General features: G+C 55.3%; 19 protein-coding genes. 1 reads left to right on the top strand and 18 read right to left on the bottom strand.

The genetic code is table 11. The features are described 5' to 3' along the window. From F556_RS0127875 to F556_RS0127925, 11 genes are all read right to left on the bottom strand, one after another. On the bottom strand, positions 1-804 hold the full coding sequence (locus F556_RS0127875; RefSeq protein WP_020620301.1) for a ribose-phosphate diphosphokinase: 804 nt from the start codon (positions 802-804) through the stop codon (positions 1-3). A 29-nt stretch (positions 805-833) separates the two neighbouring features. After that, positions 834-1,598, bottom strand: a complete 765-nt coding sequence (locus tag F556_RS0127880; RefSeq protein WP_020620302.1) for an NUDIX domain-containing protein — start codon at positions 1,596-1,598, stop codon at positions 834-836. Between the two features lie 138 nt (positions 1,599-1,736). Beyond that, the gene (locus F556_RS0127885) at positions 1,737-2,666 is read right to left on the bottom strand and encodes an aminoglycoside phosphotransferase family protein (protein WP_020620303.1); all 930 of its coding nucleotides are present in this window, start codon (positions 2,664-2,666) and stop codon (positions 1,737-1,739) included. Further along, positions 2,666-3,454, bottom strand: coding sequence for a Cof-type HAD-IIB family hydrolase (locus F556_RS0127890; protein ID WP_020620304.1), 789 nt, complete (start codon positions 3,452-3,454; stop codon positions 2,666-2,668). Before F556_RS0127890 ends, F556_RS0127885 begins: the two co-directional genes overlap by 1 nt. 155 nt (positions 3,455-3,609) lie before the next feature. Continuing rightward, entirely contained in the window at positions 3,610-4,467 is an 858-nt protein-coding gene (locus F556_RS0127895; protein ID WP_020620305.1) for a carbohydrate ABC transporter permease, read from the bottom strand. A 69-nt stretch (positions 4,468-4,536) separates the two neighbouring features. Then, entirely contained in the window at positions 4,537-5,445 is a 909-nt protein-coding gene (locus F556_RS0127900) for an ABC transporter permease (protein WP_020620306.1), read from the bottom strand. A gap of 97 nt (positions 5,446-5,542) precedes the next feature. Continuing rightward, the gene (locus F556_RS0127905; protein WP_026297539.1) at positions 5,543-7,204 is read right to left on the bottom strand and encodes an extracellular solute-binding protein; all 1,662 of its coding nucleotides are present in this window, start codon (positions 7,202-7,204) and stop codon (positions 5,543-5,545) included. Between the two features lie 142 nt (positions 7,205-7,346). After that, the gene (locus tag F556_RS0127910; protein WP_020620308.1) at positions 7,347-8,639 is read right to left on the bottom strand and encodes a hypothetical protein; all 1,293 of its coding nucleotides are present in this window, start codon (positions 8,637-8,639) and stop codon (positions 7,347-7,349) included. Further along, positions 8,640-9,638, bottom strand: a complete 999-nt coding sequence (locus F556_RS0127915) for a Gfo/Idh/MocA family protein (RefSeq protein WP_020620309.1) — start codon at positions 9,636-9,638, stop codon at positions 8,640-8,642. Then, positions 9,635-10,624, bottom strand: coding sequence for a Gfo/Idh/MocA family protein (locus F556_RS0127920; protein WP_020620310.1), 990 nt, complete (start codon positions 10,622-10,624; stop codon positions 9,635-9,637). Before F556_RS0127920 ends, F556_RS0127915 begins: the two co-directional genes overlap by 4 nt. 40 nt (positions 10,625-10,664) lie before the next feature. Beyond that, positions 10,665-11,885, bottom strand: a complete 1,221-nt coding sequence (locus tag F556_RS0127925; RefSeq protein WP_020620311.1) for a DegT/DnrJ/EryC1/StrS family aminotransferase — start codon at positions 11,883-11,885, stop codon at positions 10,665-10,667. A 133-nt stretch (positions 11,886-12,018) separates the two neighbouring features. Between F556_RS0127925 and F556_RS0127930 the strand changes: the two genes are divergently transcribed. Next, positions 12,019-12,927, top strand: a complete 909-nt coding sequence (locus F556_RS0127930) for a helix-turn-helix transcriptional regulator (protein ID WP_020620312.1) — start codon at positions 12,019-12,021, stop codon at positions 12,925-12,927. Between the two features lie 97 nt (positions 12,928-13,024). On the opposite strand, the gene F556_RS38145 is transcribed toward F556_RS0127930, so the two are convergent. From F556_RS38145 to F556_RS36700, 7 genes are all read right to left on the bottom strand, one after another. Then, positions 13,025-13,450, bottom strand: coding sequence for a hypothetical protein (locus tag F556_RS38145; RefSeq protein WP_157272988.1), 426 nt, complete (start codon positions 13,448-13,450; stop codon positions 13,025-13,027). 3 nt (positions 13,451-13,453) lie between these two features. Further along, entirely contained in the window at positions 13,454-13,714 is a 261-nt protein-coding gene (locus tag F556_RS38150; protein ID WP_211222649.1) for a hypothetical protein, read from the bottom strand. Between the two features lie 301 nt (positions 13,715-14,015). Continuing rightward, complete coding sequence (locus F556_RS0127940; RefSeq protein ID WP_020620314.1) at positions 14,016-15,029, bottom strand: Gfo/Idh/MocA family protein; 1,014 nt, start codon at positions 15,027-15,029, stop codon at positions 14,016-14,018. Between the two features lie 45 nt (positions 15,030-15,074). Further along, positions 15,075-15,779, bottom strand: coding sequence for a PIG-L deacetylase family protein (locus F556_RS35455; protein WP_020620315.1), 705 nt, complete (start codon positions 15,777-15,779; stop codon positions 15,075-15,077). 3 nt (positions 15,780-15,782) lie between these two features. Beyond that, positions 15,783-16,733 carry a 6-phosphogluconolactonase gene (locus tag F556_RS0127950; protein WP_020620316.1) on the bottom strand — a complete coding sequence of 317 codons (951 nt, stop codon included), beginning with the start codon at positions 16,731-16,733 and terminating at the stop codon, positions 15,783-15,785. A gap of 82 nt (positions 16,734-16,815) precedes the next feature. Beyond that, complete coding sequence (locus F556_RS0127955) at positions 16,816-19,962, bottom strand: ATP-binding response regulator (protein WP_040718702.1); 3,147 nt, start codon at positions 19,960-19,962, stop codon at positions 16,816-16,818. A 164-nt stretch (positions 19,963-20,126) separates the two neighbouring features. Beyond that, positions 20,127-25,592: a X2-like carbohydrate binding domain-containing protein gene (locus tag F556_RS36700; protein WP_020620318.1), complete on the bottom strand. Its 5,466-nt coding sequence runs from the start codon at positions 25,590-25,592 to the stop codon at positions 20,127-20,129. Positions 25,593-25,620: the final 28 nt, after the last annotated feature.

Genomic DNA, 25,620 nt, shown 5'->3' on the forward strand with positions numbered 1-25,620 from the left:
TTAACGAATGGGGTAGATGTGAATCAGATCATGCCCTGGCTCATCCAGGATGGTATTCGTCGTGAACACTTTGTCAATCAGGCCGCTATCCAGCAGCTTGCCCTTGTGAATCGAGGTCTCGCAATGCGCGACCAGCAAGTAGATCTCCGCCGCGCCCAGCTCCTTGAGCTTCTCGGCGCTTAGCAGAAACGTGCCGCCATAGGAGCAGAGATCGTCGACGATGATGGCTTTGAAGCCCGTCTCCGGTGCCTCGCCGATCACATCCAGCCGCTGAATCGTGCCGGTCTGAAAATCCCTTACCTTGAATCCGACCAGTTCGCGGTATCCGTGCAGTCGGCTATATCGCTTCTGAGCCCCGGCGTCCGGAAAGAACAGCACATCATGCTCCCGGTCAAACCCGGTTCGGGCAATCACATCCTCTAGCAGCTCCAGACTCGGGTAGCTTGCCTCAGCGCGGTCCAGCAAGGCCGTAGTTACATCGGAATGCGGCTCTATCACCTGCACCCTCTCAAATCCCAAGGCGTTAATGAATTCCGTCGTATACTTAAGCGTGAATGCAGAGGCGCCTTCCACCCGGTCCATCCGACTGTAGGGCATATAGTAGATAATCAGCGTTGCCGCAAGGCGGCGCTCATCCAGGTACCGCTTCAGGAACATCAGCTGGATCAAATCTCCGTCGGTAGCATACTTGAACTCGACAACCTGCTTCTCCCCCGCCGCTGCGAGTATTTGCTCGCCATCCACCAGTGTCTCCCCGTTGGGAAACGTGTGGAACGTCAATTCTTGTCCGTTGAGCTTCAACATGCAATTCACTCCTTTCAGATGTTGTTCAGTTAACTATATATGGATAGCCCTGGCTCCATCCCGGTGAATCGGTACAGCTGAGCAGCCCGCTGGGAATGCTTGTTGGTCTGCTTCAGCTCGCCCCGGCTGTCCCGGACCTCCTCGATCAGCCCTTCGCGGCTGCGGGTGGAGGTAACCTTGCGGATAAAGTTACGTTCGGCGAACTCCGGCACCACAGTCTGTATCACCTGATAGAGCTCGCTGATGGTGAACTCCTCTGGCAGAAATTCGCGGGCAATCGTTGTTGTCACCATCTGGGTACGTACAGCCTGCAGCGCATCCCGCAAGATCTGGGCGTGGTCGAAGGCCAGCTCCGTCTCCAATGCTTCCTCCACCTTGAACAGCTGGACGTGGGAAGCGTCCGCCGCCGCTCGTCGCTCCCGTAGCACTTGCTCCTGCACCAGCGCGAGGAATGCGTGCGAAATCATCCAGCCCCGCGGGTCCCGACCCGGCTCACTGTAGACATTCAGATACGAGAGATGAACATCGGTCACGCCCGTCTCCTCCTCCAGTTCGCGTCTGGCGCAGGCCTGCACCGTCTCGTCCTCGCGGGTAAATCCGCCCGGTAGCGCCCAGTAGCCTTCATAAGGCCAGATGTTGCGGCGGATCAGCAGCACGTAGAGCTCCCGCAGCGGCAAGGATTTCTTGGCGCCCTCCCGTTCGGTAGAGAGAATCGTGAAGATAACGATATCCGAGGGGGCGCCGTCAGGTGTCCGATAATTGGCAATGGAATAGTTGGATTCATTCTCAGTCATAGACGCGGTAGCAGCCTCCATTCGTTTTCAATTAATAATGTCATTATGACATACTTAATCAAGAAGTCAAGATTTGAATCAAAAAATAGTGCAGGAGCCCTCCGTCTAGCCGGAAAGTCCTGCACTTGCGATGCCTGCTTAAGGCACATCAGAATACCAGCTAGGCTGGTTCAACTCGAAATTCCGGTGATCGTCCATAACCCGGTTCAAGCGCTCCATCATCTCGTCCAGCTCCTGTGGATGAAAGCTGACGACCCAGACGACGGAGGAGATGATCGCCATTGCCATGTACAGCGCATACAGCTCCCAAAATGCCTCATCCGGGTCCCGGCCATCGTGATACCCCCGAATCTGGCCGACCGCGAACGGAATGCTGATCTCCACGGTGAACATTCCGACCTTAAGGAATTCGTGGACGGGATCGCCCCAGTCGAACCGGCCGATATCGATAACGCCGGCGAAGTGCCCCTCTTGCAAAATCAGGTTGCTGGGATGGTAATCGTCATGCTGAAACAAGTTGGGTCTGCCCTGCATCGCTCCCAGATGACGTTCCGCAAAAGCCAAGACGTCTTCATCGCCGGGCAGACGAACGCCACACTCCCGGTATTGCCTGACATACCTGTGGTGCTTGGCCGTCTTCACCTCCTGCCAATCTGACCACCCAGCAGGTGCCTCCAGCTCATGCATGCGGCGCAGCTCGCGCCCCGCCTCCAGGCCTGCAGTATACTGCGCGTCAATGGATAACTGCGGGAGAGCTTCCGATGCGTCTTCCCCCTCCAAATAGGACAGCCACATGTAACCAATTCCTTGCTCCTCCAGCTGTTCAAGCTTCAGTGGCGCCGAGCACCGGATACCTAGCACCCGCAGGCGCCCCAGCATCTCAAACTCTGCCCGCTTCGCCTCATATTGCCCTACGTCAAAAATCCTCAGCAGGCTTGGTGTGACACCTGCGCCGCTGCGATACAACCGGTCACCTGAATATCCTTTAGTAATTCGTGTCCAGTAGGCAACCGCTTGCAATTCTCCGCACTGCTGAAGCACTAGCGCTAACTCCTTGTCTTCACTCATCATGACTCTCCTTTCAACCATCGCTCCAGCACGAGAGCCACCCCATCATCATCATTGCTGGAGGTCACCTCGCGTGCTGCCTGCTTTAATTCCGCTACCGCATTGCCCATTGCTACCGGCCAACCGCAGGACCGGAACAGCCCCAGGTCGTTATAATCGTCCCCGAAGGCGATCACGTCCTCCAGAGTGATGCCGTAAACGTCGCAAAGCATACGGACGCCCGCTTCCTTGGATACGTTCGCAGAGGCAATCTGGACAAGCTCTCCCTGATCGGTGACAACGATGCTCAACCGCTCACCAAATGCTTCAATCAGCTCCTCCACTGCCGCATACCCGGAGATCAACACCTTGGTGGCATCATGCGCGCGCAGCTCCTCAAGTCGCTGAACAATCGGAGCACCCGTCACATTCATCCTTAAATGCTGCTCCACCTCGCGAAGCGCATACCAGGTATCCATTACCTCAATCCCAAGATCGGCAGCGGGGTCGGCAGCCAGACAATGGTCAATCAGAGCCGCCGTCAGCTCCTTATCGATGGCCTCGTGATACCTAAACTCCGAGGCACGGCAGTGAATCTGCGCCCCGTTGTAGTAGACAAAAGCGCCGATTTCCCGCAGCTTCACCGGTAGAACTTGTTCGACCGTGCGCGGCGGTCTCGCTGTGGCGAACAGGATACGCATGCCCTTCCGATGACAAGCCAAGATCGCTGCTTCATTCCGCTCGCTCACCTGCTTGCGGGAATCGAGCAGCGTACCGTCTAGATCCAATATGATCGCACGACAGTTCATAGATGGCTCCCTCCCTCACTTCATATCCCACGTTTTTTACATTCTTTGTAGTATATCATATAGCGTGGTCGCAAACCGCCAGAAATTTCTAAATTACAACCAAAAAACCATGTCTCCGCTCACAGCGCGGCAGGCATGGTTTTGGACTTTCACTCTCAACCCTTTACCGCACCGACCAACTGACCGTGGATAAAGTATTTTTGCACGAACGGATAGATAGCGATAATCGGAAGCACCGTGAGCATGAGCGCCGCCATCTTGATATTCTGCGGATGGATGCGATCTTGTCCCTGCACCAGTGCGCCCTGCGTAATCGAGCTTACGGTGCTGGTATCAAGCAGGATACTCCGCAAGTAATATTGTAAGGTCCACAGCCCTTTATCACGAATATAGATGAGCACGTTGAACCATTCATTCCAGTAAGCAACGGCGCTGAACACCGTGAAGGCAGCGGTCATCGGCAGCACGAGCGGCAAGACGATACGCAGAAGCGTCGTGGCCTCCCCCGCCCCGTCCATCTCAGCCGATTCCAGCAGCTCCTGTGGCAGCTGGTCGATGACATTTTTGAAGACGATAATATAGAATACATTGGCTACACCAGGCAGAATAAGTGCCCAGTATGTATTCGTAAGTCCCAGCGTGTTAACGACGAGATAGGTGGGAATCAGGCCGCCACTAAAAAACATGGTTATGAGAATGTAAGTAAAGATAATTTTCTTGCCCACCAAATGCTTGTTGGATAGCGCAAAGCCTGCGAACAACGAGCACATAATGACCAGTATCGTGTTCACCACGGTGAGAAACACCGTATTTAGCGTTGCGCGGATAAATCCGCTGTTGGCCGCCAACTTGGCGTAAGCATCCAGGTTAAAGCCTTTGGGCCAAATAAAGATATTGCCTTGTGCCACCTCGCCATAGCTGCTCAATGAAATCGCGATGGCATTAAAGAAAGGAATAAGAATCGTCAAACAGAACAATGTGAAAAAACTGTAATTGAATACATTAAATATCATTCTGGATGTTGAGCGATATTCAACCATCTGCTTCCCTGCCTTTCTATGTTGTAGCGGAGAAGCCTGCCATCAATACAAGCCCATCCCTGTCAGCTTCTTGGACAGCCGGTTAGATGTTATGAGAAGGACAAAAGCCAGCAGACTCTGCATCAGGCCAATCGCTGTTGTCAGACTGTATTGGGAGCGCTCCAGTCCGATGCGGTAAATATAGGTGCTTATAACTTCGGAGACATCGTACACCAACGGATTTTGCAGCATGAACACCCGCTCGAAGCCGATGCCGAACATGTTGGCCAGTTGAAGCAGGAGCAGCAATGTAATCATCGGCACCATCGCCGGCAACGTAATATGCAAGGCCTGTCGAAAGCGGTTGGCTCCGTCAATTGAAGCGGCTTCATAGAGGGAGCTGTCCACACCGGCGATGATGGCAAAGTACAAGATCGCCGACCAGCCGACGCTTTTCCAGATCTCCGTGAGGACCGCAATCGTTCGGAACATCCCTCGTTCGGCCATAAAATACACCGGATCCATCCCGAACACGGATTGAAGCAGGAGATTAATAAGGCCATCTGTCGGCGATAGCATCTGATGAGCAAGTCCCGCCACCACAATCCAAGAAAGAAAGTGTGGCATATAGGAGATGGTCTGAACGATCCGCTTCATCCGGTTCTTCAAAATTTCATTGGCCAATAATGCAAAAATAATCGGCGATGTAAAGCCGAAAACAAGGTCATAAAAATTCAGAATTAAGGTATTGCGCATCACCGACCAGAACTTGCTGTCATTAAAAAAATACAAAAAATGCTTGAGACCGACCCAATCACTGCCCGTAATCCCTCGATAGATAGAATAGTCCTGAAAGGAAATAATCACGCCATACATCGGGATATAGTTGAAAACAAACAGCGATAGAATGGTCGGCGCAAGCAGCAAATAAAGGGTAACGTTGGTCTTGACCCGTATTGTCCGCTTGTTCATGGCCTATCCCTCCAGCAAAATGGATAAGTACCCGCCACGCCTTCAGAGACTGGAGCGACCAGTCTCATCGGAACGGGATAACGGGTACCGTTGTAGATTACCAGCCGATATGCTGTACGCCCTGTGCCAACAACTCATCCTTGTTGGCGTCCAGATACGCTTGCATCGGACCGTAGATGACTTCACGGAATTGCTGCTCCCACTGCTGGACGCGCTGATCGAACTCCTCCATGGAGATCCGGCCCATAATGGCTTCGACTGCGAAGCTGTTGATCGCCAGACGCGATTCCGGAGCTTGCAGCAGTGCATCCCCCTCAGCCGCATAGCCTGGCAGATCGCCGATGCCGTTGGCACGGGCCTGTTGGTCGATGACCTCGATACTGTCATAGACTTCCTTGTGATAATCCTCTCCAAGTACAGTCAGATTGGCAGCTTGCTTGGACTCCTGTCCATCCACGAATCCGAAGAGGAGCGCCAGATGCAGGGACCAGTAATCCTCGGAACCTGTACCAATCTTGTCGGTCGGGACGCGCTGACCGTCGACTGTGTTGTAGGTTACGCCCTCACCCTCATAACCCCAGAACAACGCTTCATACAATTCATCCGAAGCGAAGCCCTCAATGACACGCCACGCCCGGTCTTTATCCTGTGTACTCTCCGGAATATACAAGCCATGCGTAATGATCGGCAGGCCACTCTTGGCTTCAGCATACCTTGGATCTCTCAGTACGGATGGCGGACTGCTCAGCGGCGGTGCAAACAACCATTTGACATCCTTGGCATGTGGCGGCAGAGTCGGCTCCGTCTTGTAATAGGAAGCTCCGGCCGCAATGTTGTCCGCACTCATCACTTGCAGCAGCACCGTATTATTGATGACCCGCTCATTGTAGGTTTGATCGTCATTGGTCGCGAACTCTTTGTCCAGCAGCCCCTCGGCGTACAAGTCGCGCATCACTTGCGTAGCCTCGCGAAACTCGGGCGTCAAGACATTGGGGATAATCTCACCGTCTTCTACCCGCCATTGGTAAGGAAGTGCTCCGTACCAGTAGTAGATGACACCGCCACCGTTGCCGAATACATAATCACCGGCTACCGAGTTGGACAGGATGATCGCATCAGGAACCTCGCGTTTGACGACGCGGAAGAACTCGATCCACTCTTCGACCGAGGTCGGCCATACCCCGTTGTTATATTGATCGATCAGTTCTCCACGCATCATGTGAACTCCGGAACCCTGCGGTCCCTTGTCCCACGCCATTGGAATCCGCCAGTAATTGCCACTGACTGGATCTTTGGCGAACTCCATCATTTCTGGTGTAATATACTTTTGAACTTGTGGCGAATTGTCATAGTACGACTTGAGGTCGATAAAGGCGCCTTGGCGCGCGAGCGGATAAGCTTCATCGGGTAGCCAGGAATGGACAATATCAGTCATATCGCCGGATGCGGTCATCAGATTAAACCGGGTCTGGAAATCCGCGTAGCTCGGGATATCAATCTCCAGATCGACATTGGCGTAATCCTCGACGATGTTAATAAATTTGTTGTTGCTGGGATCTACGCCATCCGGATGTGGCAGACCGGAATCTCCCATGAACATCGTCATGCTGACTCTGGGCTCATCAGCGTTAGGCTCATTTCCCTCATTCACAACAGAGTCAGGATTATTGGGGCCGTTATTCCCGGTGCAACCTGACACGATGATCGACACAACCAACAACAATGCGAATCCGATGGCAAAGCGTTTTGACTTTCTCAACTCGTCCAACCTCCCCTTAATGATAAAGCCTCCAAGCTCGTCTTGCATCAACCATCCAAAAACTTATGTCATCTATATTAACAAATGATTGCTGCCCACGAACACGAACCTGACATCTTCACTGAAAAAAAAGGAGGGCCGGCTAAGGTTCCAGCAACTCCAAACAGCTATGCTTGACCTTCTCCTCAATGGCTGGGTGAAAAGGGGCAGGCATAAAGAAATAGCGAGTCGAATCGATCGCTTCATATCCGCCTTCAGCCAACTGATCAGCAGTAGGGATATAGCCGATCATCCCGTTTGTATAGCCGAGGATCAACGTCATGCCCGTGGTTCGAGATTTGATGTATAGACCATATTCCGCAACCAGCTCGGTGTTGGTCGCCAGCACCTGCAATCCCTCTGCGAGCTGCAATACCGTAATCTCCATTGGCAAGAAAGGGGTCAGACGCTCCGGCGAAGCGAGAAGCATCTTGCTCCACTCGCCTGAGACCCACGTGTCAGCTGTGAGCGCCTGCAGTTCCTCCTCACTGGGCAGATCCTGGAGTGGCGCCTGAAGAATCTGCATACGAACCGTCAAGGCTACGGTTGGTAAGGGCTGCAGTGGACCACGGAGCAGCTCTAGTACGTCGGCAGCGAGCGATTCTCCAAAGGCCCTTACATCGGCATCCGTTCCATCGAAGAACAGCTCGCCCGCCTTCGCTGGATTATTGTCGCCACAGCAGCCTTGCAGATAACCGCAGATGGCTCCGCCCCCAATCTCCCGCTCCAGAAGCTCCATGGCAACTCCGCAGAACTCCGAAGAGAGCGTGTTGGCAGGCGAGATTACGGGATGACAGGCATAATTGATCAGCACAGCCTTGGTCTTGCCCGACATCGACCGATAACGAACCACATTCAGATCGGAGTCCAGTGCGCCATCCGGATTAGCCTGACCCATACAGACACCGTCTACCATCCGACGACGATGAACCGCGAGATAGCTGCTACCCTGCCCAACTTCCGTAAGCACCGTCTCCAGATCGCCCATGGCCTCTTCGATGCCCGCCAGGACGGCGGCTTCCAGATCGGCCATGTAATCAGGGTCCATCTTGCCGAGCAACTCTGAGAACTGGCTACTTGTCTGTGGACCGGAGTGCGAATGGGTCCCGTGCAGCAAAATGGCCTCCTCGGGTATGCCCCATTGCAGTGCGATGGCCTGTCTCAGTTCCCCTACGCGCTCGCTGCCCCACCAGATCAGATCTGCCGAGATGAGCAGACTCGAGGACAGCTTCCCGTCCTCAGCACTCTGACGAAAGGCAAAGATTCGCGCATAGATTGGATGAACCACCTCCGTATAGGGACCTTGTCCAATCCGTGAGGCAAACCCGGCCAGTTCTACCGGCTGGCGGGGCGTAATGTCCACCTTGGCTGTGCCTAGCCATAACTGTGCTTCCACTTAGGCACCACCTCCAATAGCGACCGGTGCCTGGCGTTCAGCCGAGGCATATGCCGCTAGGGCGACCTTCGCGGCTGCATATCCATCTTCACCGTTAACCGGCACCAGCGTCCCGCTCTGCAGTGCATCGACCCAGGCGTCTATCAGCGCTTGGTTGATATCGACACCCCAATTAACCCATTGGGACTTGGCAGCGTCATTGCTGTAGAGATGCACCTTGTCAGCCAGCGCATCCACCTCCAGCACACCAGTTGTACCGATGATCTCCAGCCGCACATCCCCCCAGGTTGGATAGGAGGTGGAGCGTGACCAACTGGGGTCGAGCACGCCAATGACTCCATTGTCAAAGGTGAGGTGGATCATCGCTGCATCATCAACTTCAGCTTCCGGAACGAATAGCTTGCCTACTTCCGCATACACCGAGCTCACTTGAGCATTCAGAAACCAGTGCATCAAATCCATCACATGAACCGTGTGATCGATGACGGCTCCGCCACCCGACAGCGCCGGATCGACGAACCAGCCTTCGCCCCGCAGTCCGCGATTATAGCCCTTCACAGCCAGAATTTCTCCGAGCTCGCCACGCTCCAGCCTGTGCTTGGCCGTCTGAACCGCTGGCGCAAAGCGGCATGGAAAAGCAGTCATCAGCTGTACACCGTGCTGACTGCAAGCAGCAATCATTGCCTGCATCTCTCCATCAGACAGGCCCAGAGGCTTCTCGCACAGCACATGCTTCCCGGCCTTCGCTGCTGCAATCGTCATCTCGGCATGACGGGCGTTCTCCGAGCAGATGACCACCGCATCGATATCAGAGGCCAATAATGTCTCATAATCCGTAAAGTAAGCCATCCCGTAATGTGCCACCGTTCCTTGAACACGCTCCGACAGTTCATCATAGATTCCCGTCACCTCGACGTCGGGACGCTGGGACAGCCAGTGCAGGAAGAAACCTGCGTGACCGTGAGCAAAACTCATCATCCCTACCTTCAACTTCTTCATGATCCAGCCGTCACCTGCCTTCCCTTCTCTTGGAGTGCCAACTGCACCGGCATGCCTTGCTTAACGGAATCGGCTGCAGCCACAGCCAGCTCAAGAGCCGCGCGTGCACCGGCCATTCGCTCAGCTACGACCGCCGGCTCCAAGCTGAGCCATATGTCCAGCTCCTGATAATGCAGCCCCTCCGCTGCATGCCCCGGCTGAGCATAGCCAACTGCCGGCGCGGCTGCCTGACGCCGGAGCAGCAGGCTGCGGTCATTGCCGCCCGAAGTCAGAATGCCTGTGCTGGCGGCGACTTCGTAATCGCTGACCATCAGACCATCCGGACTCCAGTACCCCAGCACATTCGCGATTGCGTCATTCGCGAAGCGAAGCGTAATCATGACCTGAGCACCGCCCTCCTGCTCACGCCCGCTGGCATAGACGGTCCTCACCTCGCCGAGCATCCCTTGCAGAAAATCCAGCTCCTCCACTAATCGATCCATAATGAGGAGGTCAACCAGCGAGCCTGGTTCCGCACTGCGTTCCGGAAGCGGGCCACACCACTTCGCATGAATGACCCCTGGAGTGCCTACGCTGCCGCCCTGCACCAGCTGACGCAGCATCGCATGCTCGGGTGAATACCGCTTGGCTTGCCGCACATGCAGCTTCACGCCGCTCTCGCCGCAAGCTGCGAGCAGACGATCGGCCTCTGCCACTGAGCGGCCCAGCGGCTGCTCGACCGCAAGATCCGCCCCCGAAGCGGCAACCGTCATTAACAGGTCCACAGCATCCGCCGCAGGTCGGCTCCAGCAGCACAGCTGCGGGTTGATCTCGGAGAGCATCTCTTGCATCGAAGTGTAGGCCGGTACCCCGAAGCGCAAGGCAAGCGCTTCGGCCAGCTCCGGCTGTTCGTCATACACGGCGGCCAGGGTGAAGGCCTTAGATGCAGATAGTTGCTCTGCATAAGCTGCCCCCAGAGGGCCGCAACCCGCAAGTACCGTTTTCATGTCATCGCCTCCTGGTTCATCTCGGCCCGTAGGCAAGAACTCAAGAATATGATTGTACGACCTTTTTCAGTGCTTTAGCAATATCGTGCATCGCTTCTTCAGGCTCCAAGAGCGTCACCTGGGTAAGCCAGAGCGCTTCATTCTCGCAGACACGCTCACTGACCGGGCAGCTATAGACGTGGTCTCTCCCACTCAATTCTTTGGAGGCATTCTGAATGGCCGGATTCAGGTTCAGCGAATTGTAGCCAGTGAGGATGAAGATGCCCTCGGCATTGACCTTCGCGATGAAGTCGTCTTTGTCGATTCGCGCCCCCAGCTCGGAATCCAGTTTGAACATGTATAGATGATTGGAGTGACGGGTCACACGGGAATCGCGCTTCAGAATCGTGATGCCATCGATTTCGCTTAGTAGCTCATCCAGCACCTTGACATTGGCTTCCCGACGTTGCAGCTGTTCCTCAAGCCGTGTCATCTGACCGAGCACGAGCGCCGCCTGGAACTCGGTGAGCCGGAAGTTTTGACCAATCCGCTCATGCTGATACCACTTGCCGCCCGGAATCCGTCCGACATTGATCAGGGACCAGGTTTGCTCCCAATAATCGTAGTTGTTCGTCGTAATAATACCGCCTTCGCCGGAGTTGAGGTTCTTGCTCGACTGTAAGCTGAAGGTGCCCAGATCGCCAATGGTCCCAACGAACTCCCCATCCCACTTGGCACCGATTGCTTGTGCAGCATCCTCAATGACCTTGAGATCATGCTTGCGCGCAATCTCCATGATGCGCGTCATGTTGGCCGGGCCGCCAGCGATATGAACAGGGACAATCGCCCGTGTCCGTTCGGTAATGGCCGCTTCAATCTTCTCTGGATCAATGAGCAGCGTATCCTCTTCCACGTCCACGAAGACAGGAATGGCACCGAATGCGAGGACGGCCGAAGCTGTCGCTACGAAGGTATAGGGCGGCACAATGACTTCATCGCCGGCTTTGATGCCTGCGGCTTGCAGCGCGACCGTAATTGCAACCGTACCGTTCACCATGCCAATCGCATGCTTAGCTCCCTGCAACTCAGCAAACTTCACCTCCATCTGTGGCAGCTTGCCGTACATCGAACCGGGTTCAAAAATCCCTCCCCAGTTACCTGATTCCAGAACCTCCATAACGAGCTTGCGCTCCGTATCGTCAAATATCGGCCATCTCGCGGTCCAACCCCCACTGCGTACCGGTGTACCCCCGTCGATCGCCAATTTTTCTGTTTGCTCCATGTCGTTGTCTCCTCCCAAGCTTCCACGTAATTGAATATGAATTCTGACAATTACTATGGTAATATAAATACCAAGACGTGATAGGTCATAAAATGAACGGGTTAAGCCATTTTTTAATGTAGGAGCGACAGCCATGAATAATATCCCTGACTATCATGATGCTCTCGGCACCGCCAATCTCAAAAAAGGGCAGCTTCCTTTTTATATTCTCGATGTCCGTATCCATCAGATCATTCACCTGCATCATCACGATTTCGCGGAGTTATCCTTTGTCATTGAAGGCAGTGGTGTGGAGGTCATTAACGGCGTCACGCATGAATTGCGACCAGGTACGGCCTCATTTTTACTGCCCCATCATTTTCATGAGATTCGCAGCAGTTCGGATCAACCCTTGCGAATGTATTGCTGCATGTTTGACATCAGCATGCTCTTTGGTTCACAATACGATTTTGAATTGATGGGACGCCTGTTGCAGACCGGAGGGGATCTTCCTTCGTATGTGAATTTTGACGAAGCAATGACCACTCGCCTGATCCGCATGTTCGAAGATATGACAGCCGAATACCAGTCCGATGACTTCGGCAAATACAGCTTTATCAGATCCAAGCTCCTCGAAGCCCTGCTCTGTTTCGCCAGATTGCAGACACAGCAGAGAATGCAGCAGGAGGCTTATACCCGGGTTCAGGAATCGGACAAGAAATTCTGGAGAATCATCCAGTATATCCACCTGCATTATACGGATAAGCTCACACTGGACGATCTCTCCCAGCGCTTCAACCTGAGCGCGCCTTATATCAGTCAATCGTTCAAACGCCTGTATGGCCAAGGCTTCCTCGCGTACATCCATGTGCTGCGCATCAACAACGCGCTGAGCTTGCTCGCCTCGACGGAGATGTCCATCGCCGACATAACCGCTCAGGTCGGCTTCGACTCCTACCGCAGCTTCACCCGCGTGTTCAAGAAGCTCAAGGGCACAACCCCTGGGGAGTATCGCGACTCCTTCCAGACCGTAGAGCCGGCGGCCGCATCGGGCGGGCAATAGTGCACTACACTAGGCAAGGAACAAATCATCCTGCGGATGATTCTAAGTGACTCATCCCCTTGCTCTGACGACCGACCTGATGCGTTACAGCTGCCGATCAGCGAGTTGCCGAGCAATAGAGGAACAAAGGTGTGTTACAGTTGGTGCTGAGTGGGGATCCGTGCAAATAGAGGAAGAAAAGTGCGTTACAGCGGCCGATCAGCGGGTTGCCAGGCAAATAGAGGAACAAAGGTGCGTTACAGTTGGTGCTGAGTGGGGATCCATGCAAATAGAGGAAGAAAAGTGCGTTACAGCGGCCGATCAGCGGGTTGCAAGGCAAATAGAGGAACAAAGGTGCGTTACAGCTGGTGCTGAGTGGGGTTCCGTGCAAATAGAGGAAGAAAAGTACGTTACAGCCGCCAATCAGCGGGTTGCAAGGCAAATAGAGGAACAAAGGTGCGTTACAGCTGGTGCTGAGTGGGGATCCGTGCAAATAGAGGAAGAAAAGTGCGTTACATCCGCCAATCATCGGGTTGACGGACACATGTTACCCACAAACAACCAAAAGACACCTGTTCGGATCATCCGAAGAGGTGCTTTTATTAAGGATAGCGATCATTTCTACGAAAGCATGAAAAATACTGGATATATCCGGATTGCCTGATGTCGCCTTAACTCCCAGGAAGTTCAGTCGTGCTCCCCATTCTTCCCGCTCCGCATCCTCGTAATGCTCCCCGTATTTGTCGAACAGGTAGACAAAGACAGTAGCCTTGATTTCTGTCCGTCCATGATGAAATCGAAACTCCATTAAACGTTTCGATCTTTGCATTGGTTTCATCTATTTAGAAAATAAGGATAAAAAAGAACACCCGCTCGATTGTTCGAGGTAGGTGTCCTTGCGTCTTAGAATGAGAGGGTTGCCGAATGACGGAGCCCGAGCTAAAGGATCTGAGAGACCTTATTCCGACGATTTCGGCGTAATTGCGTCCTTAACGGAACTGACACGCCTTATTCGACGAATAGCCATTGGAAGTCCCCTCATTTTGTGCAAATAGCGGCGCTGAGTTCCGTTAAGCCAAGCAAGCATGGATACGAAAACCTCAATACTGCTAGCCAAGCTTAATCGTCTTGCCCGTCGCAATCGACTCATCGATGGCGAAGCAGGCGCGCATACTACGATATGCCTCCTGAAAATCGCAGCGGATGGCCTTGTCATGCTGAAGCGCATCGACGAACTCATGAATCTCCATCACGAAGGGATGATGGCTGACATCGCCGCTATTCGGGAGGATGGTCGGGATGGTGGCATAGTCCGTCTGGCCTGGAAGCTTGGTGGTGCTGAACAACTGGTTGTCCATGATAGATCCCTTCTCGCCCAGCAGATGGATGTTGAATTTGTACGGTGTCTTGCACTCCAGCGAGGAAGAGACCTTGCCGATGCCACCATTCGCCAGCTTGAAAATTGCAATCGCGTTCGGATCATATTCATATTCCGAATCGGACCACGTCCCGCAGCTGTACGCTGTCACTTCCGTGATGTCACCGGCAAAATAACGTACCGCATCGACGGCATGACAGCCCGCCGAGAGGATGCTGCTGACGCCAACTTCCCTGGTAATGTTCCAGCGATATTGGTCATAATGAGGACCGATATGATGCCAGTAGTCAACCTGAGCCATAAACACTCTGCCGAGTGCGTTGTCGTCAATTAACGCCTTGATCATATCGAAGGTTGGATTCCAGCGGAGGACGAAGCTAACGGCCGTCTTGACCGGATATTTCGCAAGCGCCTCGCCCATACGGTCCATGGATGCCAGATCAAGCGCCATCGGCTTCTCCAGAATCAAGGCCTTGCCATGCTGTGCAGCCAGAATGGCCTGCTGCGGTCGCACGCCCGGCATGGAGCATAACACGATCGCATCAATCTCCGGATTTTGAACCACCGCTTCAAAATCCGTCGACACCGCCACGCCTTCCAGACCCAGCTCCGTCAGCTTAGCTTCTCCTCTGCCCCTGTCCGAGGTTACAACGGTGTGTACTTGCGCCCCAGCATGGCCGTGGATGGCTTTCAGATATTCACCAGCCACCCAGCCTGTGCCTGCTACTGCAAATTTGACTGTCATCCTGACACGTCCTTTCTTCACGTTATGGAATCGAACGTCCTCCCCTTACACAGGAAACCGAATATGGTTGGGCCGGGTCCACGCCATATGCTGGATGAAGCCCTCCGCATACCGGCAGCCCGCCTGCATACCTCTGAGCTTGCTTAGCGTCTCCGCCAGCTCCAGCACATCGACGCCGTCATGCTCCTTGAGCCAGACCAGCTGGCTCTGATGCTGATTCAGCATCTCCAGCTTCCTATCGATGGTGTCGCTGATGTCGACGTAGAGGGTCGGCTCGAAGCGCAAGCCAGACAGATTATCCATGTAGAATAGCGACGGCACCTTGGCCGCGTGACGCCCACGACTCGAGCTGCCTGGCAGTGTAGCTAGAAAGGTCGTGTCAAAAACGAGCCGGTTCACCGCGTTGTGATCCGGCATGTAATCGTTGGGACCGTGCGTGATGACCATATCCGGCTGCTCGTCACACATCACTTCAATGAACAGCGAGCGATCTGCCGGACGGTCCGCCAGGATATCACCATCCTTGAGCCCTAGTGAGACAACTCGACTACCGATCAGCCCACCCGCGGCGATGGCTTCTTGACGGCGAATCGGAACCAGCTGCTCTGGTGGCATCTCATAATGTCCTTTATCGCCGGTGCTGGCATGACACATGACGACTTCGTGTCCGGCTGCGACCATTTTGGCCAGCGTACCGGCGCATAGAATTTCCAGATCATCCGGATGTGCGCCAATGGCAAGAATCTTCATCGCCTAATTGAGATCCGGCTCGAGAGGGCCGGCTAGCTCCTTCAGATAGTAGAAGCGGCCAGGCAGCGTCGGCATATAGGTCGATGGAATCCAAGGCGTCTTGCCGTATCGCAGCGTGTTCCAGATCGCCAGACCCAGCCAGTTCATTCCGCGTCCAAATACGCCATCTGCTCCGCCCAAGGCAAAATCGGCTTGCAGGAACAAGCCCGGCCCAATCGTGTTGGCGTAGCACGTCATCTTAGTCGTTACGCTCTTGTAGCTAATCAATGCATTCTGCTCAATCGTCAACGGGTGCAGGTTGGCCCCTATGCGATGCGTCTGGCTCGCCCACTCCGCCTCCGTCTCATATTCCCCGGCGAACTGCGGCTCCCAAAAGGCGATATGACACACGCGGCCGATTCCATAGACGACCATCAGCTTACCGCCCTTGGCCTTGATATCAGCAATCTTCTCCGCATAACGCGGCAGGTTGTCCTTGGTTGCAAAGTTACGCTGTGCCTCAGGTACGGTTAATTCGCCAAGCGGTCCGTAGAGCACTTGTTCCATTCCGTACTGAAAGGATCCTCGGTTCGTAGGCGGCAAGGTGTTGCCCTCGGCATCCGACCATTCATCCATATTGAAGCCGTGCACATGCGATGCATCTACGCCCCATTGCTTGAGGAAATAAACGGTCCAGCGGTACATCCCCATCGGTCCAACCGGCAGGATCATGGCCAGCTGTTCACCGCGATCACGCGCTTCTTTGATCTGAACGGCGATTTCGTGACCCAGATACGTATTGAAGTCGTAGAGGTTCTCACAGGCCAGCGGCTCGAACCGTTCATGCCAATGGGACTGTCGTTCATTGATACTCTCCGGTGGCAAGCTGGCGCAAGCGTCCATCCTCTCCAGATCCCATCCCTTGGGGATCAGCGGCTCCATCAGAGAGCCCTTCAGCGTCGATGCCAGATTCATAACGATCTCCTCCTGTCTACAGCCATCATAATACAAGCGAAACCGGGCTATAGGTCAGAAAAGAAATCGGGTAAGCCAAAAATTAACTTCCTTCCCGCGCATCCTCTCGCTCGCCAGGAATCACAAACGACACCTTGGTGCCCTCATCCTGCTTGCTGTGAATGGTCAGACCATTGCCGTATAGCTGGAGGAGCCGGCTATGCGTGTTGGCGACCCCGATGCCCTGCTGGCGCTTGTCTGAGCGGGTTAGCAAGCGCCGGGCTGTCGCCGGATCCATGCCTTGGCCATCATCCTCCACCTCGATGCGCACGCCGCTCTGCTCCCGCAGGATGCGGATGGTCAACATGCCGCCGCTCGCCTTGCTCAGCAGACCGTGCCGGACGGCATTTTCCACGAGCGGCTGAATGGATAGCGGCGGCAGGAGTAGCTCCAGCTCGGAAGACACTTCCCATACAATCGTCAATCGCTCCCGGAACCGCTCCTTCTCAATATAGAGATAAGCCTGCACCAGCTCCAATTCGCGAGAGAGGGATGCCAGCTCGCCAGTATTGAGATAATCGAAACTAATGCGCAAATAGGCAGCAAACGCATCCAGCATCCGCGACATCCGCTCGGTATCGATCTCCACCAGCGAAGCAATGCTATTCAGCGTATTGAACAGAAAATGCGGCTGAATCTGGGCTTGCAGATAAGCGGCCTCCAGCCGGAGCTTCTCCTGAATGGACTGCCGGATGGCAGCAAACGCCCGTACCCGGTACCGCAGCTCCATCGGATCAACCGGCTTCGTCAGATAGTCATTGGCCCCCGCCCGGAATCCAGTGTAGATATCGGCGGGCTGGCTACGGGCCGTCAATAGCAGAATCGGCAGATCCAGCGCGGTATGGCGCTCCCGCACCTGCTGCGTCAGCTCATAGCCTGACATGCCAGGCATCATCACATCCGCGATCATCAGATCCCAGCCGCCCGCTTCGACCTGGAGCAGCGCCTCTTCCCCAGTGGCCACCGTCTTCACCAGGTACGGCTCGTCGCCGAGAATTCGCGTGAGGAGCTCCAGATTGACTGGATCGTCGTCTACGGCCAGAATCTTCACCTGCTCGGTTCCAGATCGCCATGCTCCCGCTGGTTCAGCGGGCATGTTGCCCTCCCTTGGCAACCGACCTAACGCTGACTCGTCATGCAGCCTCTCCGCTTCGGACTCCTCGGCCGACACGGCGATCAGACCGCGTGCTTCCGGTTGCCCGCTTGCTTCAGCAAGTGGCAGATCAAAGACAAACTCCGATCCCTCGCCCGGTTCAGACTGCACGCTCAGCGTGCCTCCGTGCAGCTCTACAAGCTGCTTGCAGATGCTCAGCCCCAAGCCAAGCCCGCGGCCATCCCGGGTGCCCGCCTCACCCTGCTCGTAAGGCAGGAAGGCTTGTCTGCACGTCTTATCGTCCATGCCGATCCCTGTGTCTGCGATCGCAATGAACAGCCTTCCCTGCCGTGTCTCAGCAGTCAGCGTAATGGTCCCCTCTTGGGTATATTTGATGGCATTGTGAACCAGGTTGTACAGCACCTGAACCAACCGCTGCTCGTCAGCAAGCACCGGCGGCAGCGCAGGATCGAGCCGCGTTTTCAACTGAATCGGCTTGCCTTCAAGCAGAAAACGCAGCATGCCCAGCACCCCCGGCACGAGCGACTGAAGCTGCACCGGCTCAAGACGCAGACGGATCCGCTGCTCTTTGAGCCTGGCCATATCCAGCAGATTGTCCAGCATATGCGACATGCGCCGGCTGATCTGAATCACCTGGTCGAGGTCCGTCCGCCCCTGGGCATCCATCGCGCTTCCGTGCTTGCGGACAACGCTGTCCGTCATCGTCATGATGCCATGGAGCGGCGTCCGGAGTTCGTGTGATGTATTAGCAAGAAACTGGTCCTTAATCGCATCCTCCTGCCGCAGCTGTTCATTCAGGGTGGCATTTTCCTTTGCCTGACGGAAATATTTGCTGAACCAGTAAGTCGAGAAACCGACAATTGTAACGAGGACATCGACCGGATAATAAATTCCACTGTACTCGGGACCGGTACCCAGCGTCCGCCAGCCGAGATTGGCCAGAATACCTGCTGCCGTGAGCAGCAAATAGGCAAGATCCCGGTTATTGCGCAGCCTTCCCATCAAACGCAGGAGAACGGGTAGCAGCAACAGAATTGGCACAAAACCGACCAGCAGCAGCGGTAGCGTGTACGTGCTGTCATGAACAAAGCTTGCAGGGGCTGCGGTCAGCCAGAGGCTCAGACCCAATAGTGCCGTGATCAGACCGATCTTCCACATACTATTGCCGGAGCCATACAACAATCTGCGGAAGATGAGCAGGATGAGCGTGTTCTGCCAAAGGAACAGGATCAGTCGCAGCTTGGTCATCCAGGTGTAGGAAATAGGCACCCAGGAGAGCAGGACTTGATCATAGCCGCTCACAATCAGCAAACCTACCGTCAGCACGAGCATCGCCATATAGAGCAGGGTTCGCTCCTGGTGGATTAAGAACAAAATGCATGCGTATAGGCCATGGAGCAGCAGAATACAGAAAATCGCCACCTGAAATTGGATCGACAAGTCCCGCATATGTTCGATAGACGCCTGTGTACCAAAGCGCACCGAATGAAGAAGTCCGGCCTTGTCCGGCTTGTCGAAGTTAGCAACCCGGATCAGTACCTCCAGCTCCGTCACTCCCGGCTCGTAATAACTGGCTAGATAGGAGCCTCTTCGCGGGACATATGCCTCCGCCGTTGTGGCAGGGTGTCCGCTGCTTCCCGCCAGCTCGCCGTTGATCTCTACTTCCGAGGCAGCCTGGATCCCGTGCAGCCATAGAGTCACAGGCTGCTGAAGCGGGTCCGTTCGAATGAGCAGACGATAGGTGCCATACCCATAGGCGCTACCCTTGCCACTATCGACAATAGCAGCACTCCAGTCCCCAGGAACCTGTAGGGTCACTCCATCATCGGCAGACACCTGCTCGCTCCCAGCGCCCAGCAGCATTCCTGGATAGAACGTCCACTCGCCATCGAGAAAGACTGGCGCTTCTTCTATGTACTGCATCTCCCTCAGGTCCACAACGCCTCCCGTTGCCGCTGGACCTTCATGGGTTTGAAAGGTCTGGGTCCACGCCCATCGCAAACCTGCCAACAGTCCGAGAAATAACAAAAAAACGATCCCGTATTTGACGATCGCTTTCTTTTGTTCCGTATTCATCTTCCTTACCGACTCCAACACCTGATCCCCATCCTCTACCAGCTCCATAGCTCTCTCTTATTCTTCCCAGTATGAACCAAACGAGCTGCCACGGCAAGTAAGGGTTAAACAAAAAAAGACACCCAGAGCGTAAGCAAAAGCTGCGGTTCTGGGTGGCCTTATGTCTAGCGTGCGGTAGCTGCCGCGATCTCGCCGTAAGCCCAGTGGCTTGCCGGCACGTCCTGCCATTCCAGCCCCGTGGCGTTCATGACTGCAATCCTGCCTAGTAGTCCATTGATAACCTTGACCGCCTCAGCGCGGGTAAGCGGCTGATTCGGCCGGAAGGTACCGTCTGGATAGCCATCCAGCAGACCGGCTGCCTGCGCCTGCACAATTTCAGCTGCCGCCCAATGGTCAGCCGTATCGCTGAAGCCTGCTCCGGCACGGTCCGTGGCGCTCAGCAACGGTGATACCAGTCGCGCCAGCTCGGCGCGCGTTACCGGTCTTCCCGGACCGAAGCTGCGGTCTCCATAACCCTGCATGAGCCCGATTCCCGTAACCGTATCAATGGCGTCGTTCGCCCAATGCGTGGAGGCCACATCAGTATAGTCGATGACTGGTTTGGTCGCTGCATGACGAGTCAGGATACGCGAGAAAATCGTAGCGATTTCCGCCCGGCTTACCTGGTTGCCTGGCCGGAAGGATCCATCCTCGTAGCCCTGCATATAAGGAAGACCAAGGCTGGATGCGCCAACACCGTCAGCGTGCAGTAACGTGAACAGGCTAAAGTGATTCGTTGCAAACAAGATCGCTGGCGTATTCTGTTCGTCATAAGACGTTTCTTCGCCGCGAAGGAGCTGCAGCGAGCCGTCGCTATGCTCCATATAAACAGCTACATCGTCTGCGTCGGACGATCCGCCTAACGGCAGCATAATCGTTGCATACGCTGGGTTCAGGTTTGTTTCAATCGTTACAGGTCTGGCAACAACACTCGCCTGTGCCTCGCCTGTTATGATGCGTACGGCCGCCTGGGCGCTGCTGCGATTTGCAATCGCTTGCCGGCCTTGCTCATCCTTGACTGGCTTTAACAGGAAGGTTACTGCCGCGCGCTGAGCGGCGAGCGTATCCCCGTCTACCGAAATCGAGGCGTTGCGCGTAACCAGCCTCAGACCCAAGCCGGCATCGGCGATGGCCGCCAGGCTCTCTCGTGCAAGGCGCACCTCGGTTTCGGCCACGTCATCCCCGCTGTCGGGAATGATGAGGACGACTTCCCGCAGTCCACGTGCCTTCGCATCCGCTGCTGCGATCCGTGCTTGCTCCTGCGTCAGCGTCAATTCATCCCGCTTGCCGCCGCTCGCCAGAGGTGTGCGGTGCACAGTGACGATTTGATCGCCGCCGATCTGCACTTCTACTTGCTCTCCTTGCGGCTCAGGCGTCACGCCCGGGCCCCCGGTTACCGGAGGCAGCACCGGTGGATTTGTTGGCGGGTCAACCGGAGGCGTCGAGCCTGCCAGTTGCACACGCACGCCGTCGATCAGCATGACCTCACCTGAAGCTTTGACAGCTTGAATGGTATGCCGGCCTGGTGTCAGCCCATTAACCGTATACACCGCTTGCTGCGTCATTCGACTGGCATGATGGGCACTGACCGTCTCGCGGAGCGTGCCGTCCACATAGATGTCGATCTCACCTTGCTCCGGAGACTTCGGCATGAGCAGGGTGACCCCCGTACCTGTGAAGATGTAAGCTACCGAGTCACCATTCGTCTCCGTCTGATGCAGATCGCCCATATAGTCGCCCTGATAAGCAATCGACAACTGAAGCGTCCCGACCGGCTGCGTGGCCAGATAGCTGCTGCTGATCGTAATCTGATCGCCATCCACCGTATAGTCCGTTCCTTCCGCCAGCGCGTTTCCATCATGGCGGATGCCTAGCAGATTGCTGCCGTCAATCAGCAGCTCCGTAGTCACTGGAGCCGGCTGCGATTTCTCGAAGCTGCCCGTATCCGGGGAGATGAGATCCTGGATACGATAAGTCAGCTGATCCAGCAGCATGAAGTAGCCGGACCTTTTGACTGCCTTGATCGTATGTTCACCCGCCTCCAGTCCGGCGATGCTGAACACCGTCTCGCCCGCTTGCTTCTGAGGCGCATAGGTGCTTACGCGCTGGATGAGCTCACCATCAATGTAGATGTCCATGTCACCATGCGCCGGATCCATTTCAGTCACCAGCGAGATGCCGGTGCCCTGGAACGTGAATTCCAGATAATCACCGTCCGTTTCCGTAAAATGCACATCATCTCTGTAATTGCCAAGCCCCCGGTTGCGGCTGTGCTGCCAGGCGCCCTTGTAGAAAATGTCGCTGTCATCATTGTTGACGACAGTGTACCTGCCTCTGCTGCTGTCCGTCACGGCAACCGCCAGCGTCTGTGGCTCGCCGCCACTGAAATGCAAGCTCAGATTAACCATGCCTTCAGACTGTCCATCCAGATAAGCACGGCGAATCGTCAGCAAGCCGCCGTACAGCTCATAATCGTCGCCTTCCTGCAGCGTCTCTCCTTGATGGGAAATGCCGGTCAGGGTATGGCCATTGTCCCGAATCTCTGTGGTTACATCCGCTTGCGCACCGGGAGCCTTATCGAACGAGGCCGTAGCCGGTACAACTGCCGCGCTAGGCACCGTTGTATCCGTAATCGTCACAGTCAGGATCTGCGATGCCCCCTCGCTGAAGCCGAAGCGCAGGCTGGCACTGCCCACAGGCAATCCTCCAAGATAAGAGGCCTGAATGACGACCTCATCCCCTTCGATGAGGTAATCTGTTCCTTCCGTCAGAATATAGCTGCCGTTTGAAATCCGAACGAGTGTGTTGTCCGCAAGCGTCAGAGTGGTTCGAATGTCCTCCTGCAGCGAGGCCTGTTTGTCAAATGCTCCTGCTGTTGGGGAGATCGTGCTATTGGTCGCCGTGGAGTCAGCAATCTCGACAACCAGCGTCTGCTGCGCGCCTCCCTCAAATCCAAAAACCAAAGCCAGCGTATCGACGGGTTGTGAAGCAAGGTACGTGCGATGAATCGTCACACTGCCGTCTTCCAACACATAGTCGCTGCCTGCTGTGAGAGCATCCTCGCCAGAGCGGACAACCTCCAGATCGCGGTCAGTGGTCAAGCCAACGATGATATCGATCTGCTCTCCCTCTGCCTTGTCAAAGTCCACCACTGTCTGGTCCAATAGATCCGGCAGGAGCACCCGGAGCTTGTCGAGCAGCATGAAGATACCCGATTTTTTGACCGCCTTAAGCGTATGTTCCCCGTCTTCCAGTCCGGTGATGGCATATACCGGCTGCTGTGCCAGGCGACCAATATGATGCGTGCTAACGGTCATCTGGTATTCATCATCAATGTAGATATCCACTTCTCCCTGCGATGGATCCAATTCCGTAATGTATTCAATCCCGGTCCCATGGAAGGTATACGAGAAGGAATCCTGATCATCGCGCTCAGCAAAATGAACATCGTCCATATAGTCACCCAGTCCGCGATTGTAGCTGCGGTTCCACACCCCGGAATACACGATGCCCGGATCCGTATCGTTGAGTGAGATCGAGCCTCCGGCCGACGTGTCCCGCACAACCAGGGATACCCGGCGCTCCGGCCCTGCACTGAACGTAAACGTCAATGCCGTGGTGCCTGTATCCAGCTCGCCAAGCAACTCAGGCGATAGTGTCAGCCGCTGTCCGCTTACGGTATAGTCCTGCCCTTCGACAAGGGTCTCGTTGCCGTGCTGGACACTGACGAGTGTGTTGCCGTTCAGCTCCGTCGTGACGGATACTGCGCCCTGCGTCAGCTGATCGTAGTTCACCGTTGCCGGGTATACACGGCTGTCGCGCAGCGACGAATTGCTAATGGCTATGGCCAGTTGCTGTGGCGCACCACCGCTGAAGGTAAAGGTCAGGTTCAGCATACCAGCCGGCTTGGCAGCCAGATAAGCCTTGCTGATCGTTACCTGCTGACCCGCGACCGTGTAATCCGTTCCTTCCACCAGAGAGACGCCGCGGTGCGAGATGCCTGTCAGTGTGTTGCCGTTCAGGGCAAGCTCCACCTTCACATCGGCCTGGGCCTCCGGCTTCTTGTCGAAGCTGGCTGTCCGCGGTTCGATGACGCTATCCAGCGCATTGGCATCGGTGATATCAATCACCAGATTCTGCTCGCCGCCCGCCAGCTCGCGTCCGCCTTCGCGCGTCCAGTCGCCACTGTAGCGCATGCCGGTGTCGTCATCGTTTGCGGTGGCTGTTCCACCAAGCGCCGTCACCTTGAGCAGACGTGAAGCATGCGGCGGCAGGCCTTCGGCTGTGAAGCCTTCCGCATGCGTGCCCAGCTCTGCATGCTCCCACACATCGCGCACCGACGCCGAGCCATCCAGCCCGATCTCTTGCCAGTCAACCGACACATCGGCGGTCTCGTCGGAGAGGTTGAACAAACCAACGGAGAACGTACCATCGCCGTTGTTGGCGTACCACACCTGCTGCTCCGTCTCGGTCGATACCGGATGTCCCGGCCGTCCCGCCTGATTGATCGCGATGACCTCTTCATTCGTCAGCAGCTCCAGACCATACTCGTCCAGATTGGTCATATCGTTACCGATGTACAGCTGCGCTGAAGAGAGAGACCAGAAAGTCATAGCCGTCCGGCGTTGATCCTCCGTTATACCATCCATCTCGCCATTGCCTACATTAAGGGAATCGAAGTCGTTCCAGCCGCCCGGCCCGGCATGACGCCAGAACTTCTCTGCGAGGGGGAACAGACGCTTGATGTTCGGCCAGGACGTCAGCCCGCCGTCTCCGCAGTAGCATTCGACATCCCAATCGATCCGCCAGCCCTGGGCATATTTCTTCCAATGATCGATATACTTGATATCCAATGCCCAGGATAACTCCAACCAGATATCATATGGGGCCAGCGCCTGCGACCATGCCTTCACATCATCGCGTGCGTCCATGGACAGATCCGAGATACCAGAGCCCGGGGTGACGCTGTCATACTTCAGAAAATCGATTCCCCACTCGCCATAGAGATCAGCAATGGAGTCAATGTACTTCTGCGAGCAAGGCGAGCTGAAGTCCATCTGATACGTATAGCCCCAGTAATCGCCGTCGCGCAGCGGTTGGGCTGCGATATCCTGCATTGAACAGCCCGGCGCGTTATAGATCGGCAAATCTTGCGCGTACCCGTCCTTGGAAACGCCAGGGATTCCGTACAACCCGATTTTTTGCCCATTGGCATGAACATAATCGATAACATCCTGCAAACCGTCCGGGTACAGCGTCGTACTCGGGATGGGACGGCCATATTCGTCGTTGCTGCCATTCCAGCCGGCATCAATATTAATGTATTCGTAGCCATAAGGCTGCAGCTTGTCGCGCATCGCGTCAGACTGCGCCTTGATATTGTCCGCGTTGATAAATTTGCCGTCACCCGTATAGACCTGCATGCTGTAGCTGCTCCAGCCCATATAGGGCTTGGCAGCGAATATCTCCTCATCCTCTGCGGGAGCGACGGGCTCCGCGGCACCGGGCAACGGTGCGGCAAGGCTGAGAGGCGTGACAGTCAGGGCGGCGATCAGCAGCCACTGGCGGGCTTTGCGGATAAATGCGCTCATAATCCATCTCCTTTTACTTTCATAGGAT

It is taken from the genome of Paenibacillus daejeonensis DSM 15491 (assembly GCF_000378385.1).
GTDB lineage: Bacteria > Bacillota > Bacilli > Paenibacillales > Paenibacillaceae > Paenibacillus_D > Paenibacillus_D daejeonensis.

What these genes read in the sequence shown, in the direction of transcription:
- F556_RS0127875 (WP_020620301.1), bottom strand. Translation starts at nt 804, where the DNA reads ATGTTGAAGCTCAACGGACAAGAATTGACGTTCCACACGTTTCCCAAC.
- F556_RS0127880 (WP_020620302.1), bottom strand. Translation starts at nt 1,598, where the DNA reads ATGACTGAGAATGAATCCAACTATTCCATTGCCAATTATCGGACACCT.
- F556_RS0127885 (WP_020620303.1), bottom strand. Translation starts at nt 2,666, where the DNA reads ATGAGTGAAGACAAGGAGTTAGCGCTAGTGCTTCAGCAGTGCGGAGAA.
- F556_RS0127890 (WP_020620304.1), bottom strand. Translation starts at nt 3,454, where the DNA reads ATGAACTGTCGTGCGATCATATTGGATCTAGACGGTACGCTGCTCGAT.
- F556_RS0127895 (WP_020620305.1), bottom strand. Translation starts at nt 4,467, where the DNA reads ATGATATTTAATGTATTCAATTACAGTTTTTTCACATTGTTCTGTTTG.
- F556_RS0127900 (WP_020620306.1), bottom strand. Translation starts at nt 5,445, where the DNA reads ATGAACAAGCGGACAATACGGGTCAAGACCAACGTTACCCTTTATTTG.
- F556_RS0127915 (WP_020620309.1), bottom strand. Translation starts at nt 9,638, where the DNA reads ATGAAGAAGTTGAAGGTAGGGATGATGAGTTTTGCTCACGGTCACGCA.
- F556_RS0127920 (WP_020620310.1), bottom strand. Translation starts at nt 10,624, where the DNA reads ATGAAAACGGTACTTGCGGGTTGCGGCCCTCTGGGGGCAGCTTATGCA.
- F556_RS0127925 (WP_020620311.1), bottom strand. Translation starts at nt 11,885, where the DNA reads ATGGAGCAAACAGAAAAATTGGCGATCGACGGGGGTACACCGGTACGC.
- F556_RS0127930 (WP_020620312.1), top strand. Translation starts at nt 12,019, where the DNA reads ATGAATAATATCCCTGACTATCATGATGCTCTCGGCACCGCCAATCTC.
- F556_RS38150 (WP_211222649.1), bottom strand. Translation starts at nt 13,714, where the DNA reads ATGGAGTTTCGATTTCATCATGGACGGACAGAAATCAAGGCTACTGTC.
- F556_RS0127940 (WP_020620314.1), bottom strand. Translation starts at nt 15,029, where the DNA reads ATGACAGTCAAATTTGCAGTAGCAGGCACAGGCTGGGTGGCTGGTGAA.
- F556_RS35455 (WP_020620315.1), bottom strand. Translation starts at nt 15,779, where the DNA reads ATGAAGATTCTTGCCATTGGCGCACATCCGGATGATCTGGAAATTCTA.
- F556_RS0127950 (WP_020620316.1), bottom strand. Translation starts at nt 16,733, where the DNA reads ATGAATCTGGCATCGACGCTGAAGGGCTCTCTGATGGAGCCGCTGATC.
- F556_RS0127955 (WP_040718702.1), bottom strand. Translation starts at nt 19,962, where the DNA reads ATGAATACGGAACAAAAGAAAGCGATCGTCAAATACGGGATCGTTTTT.
- F556_RS36700 (WP_020620318.1), bottom strand. Translation starts at nt 25,592, where the DNA reads ATGAGCGCATTTATCCGCAAAGCCCGCCAGTGGCTGCTGATCGCCGCC.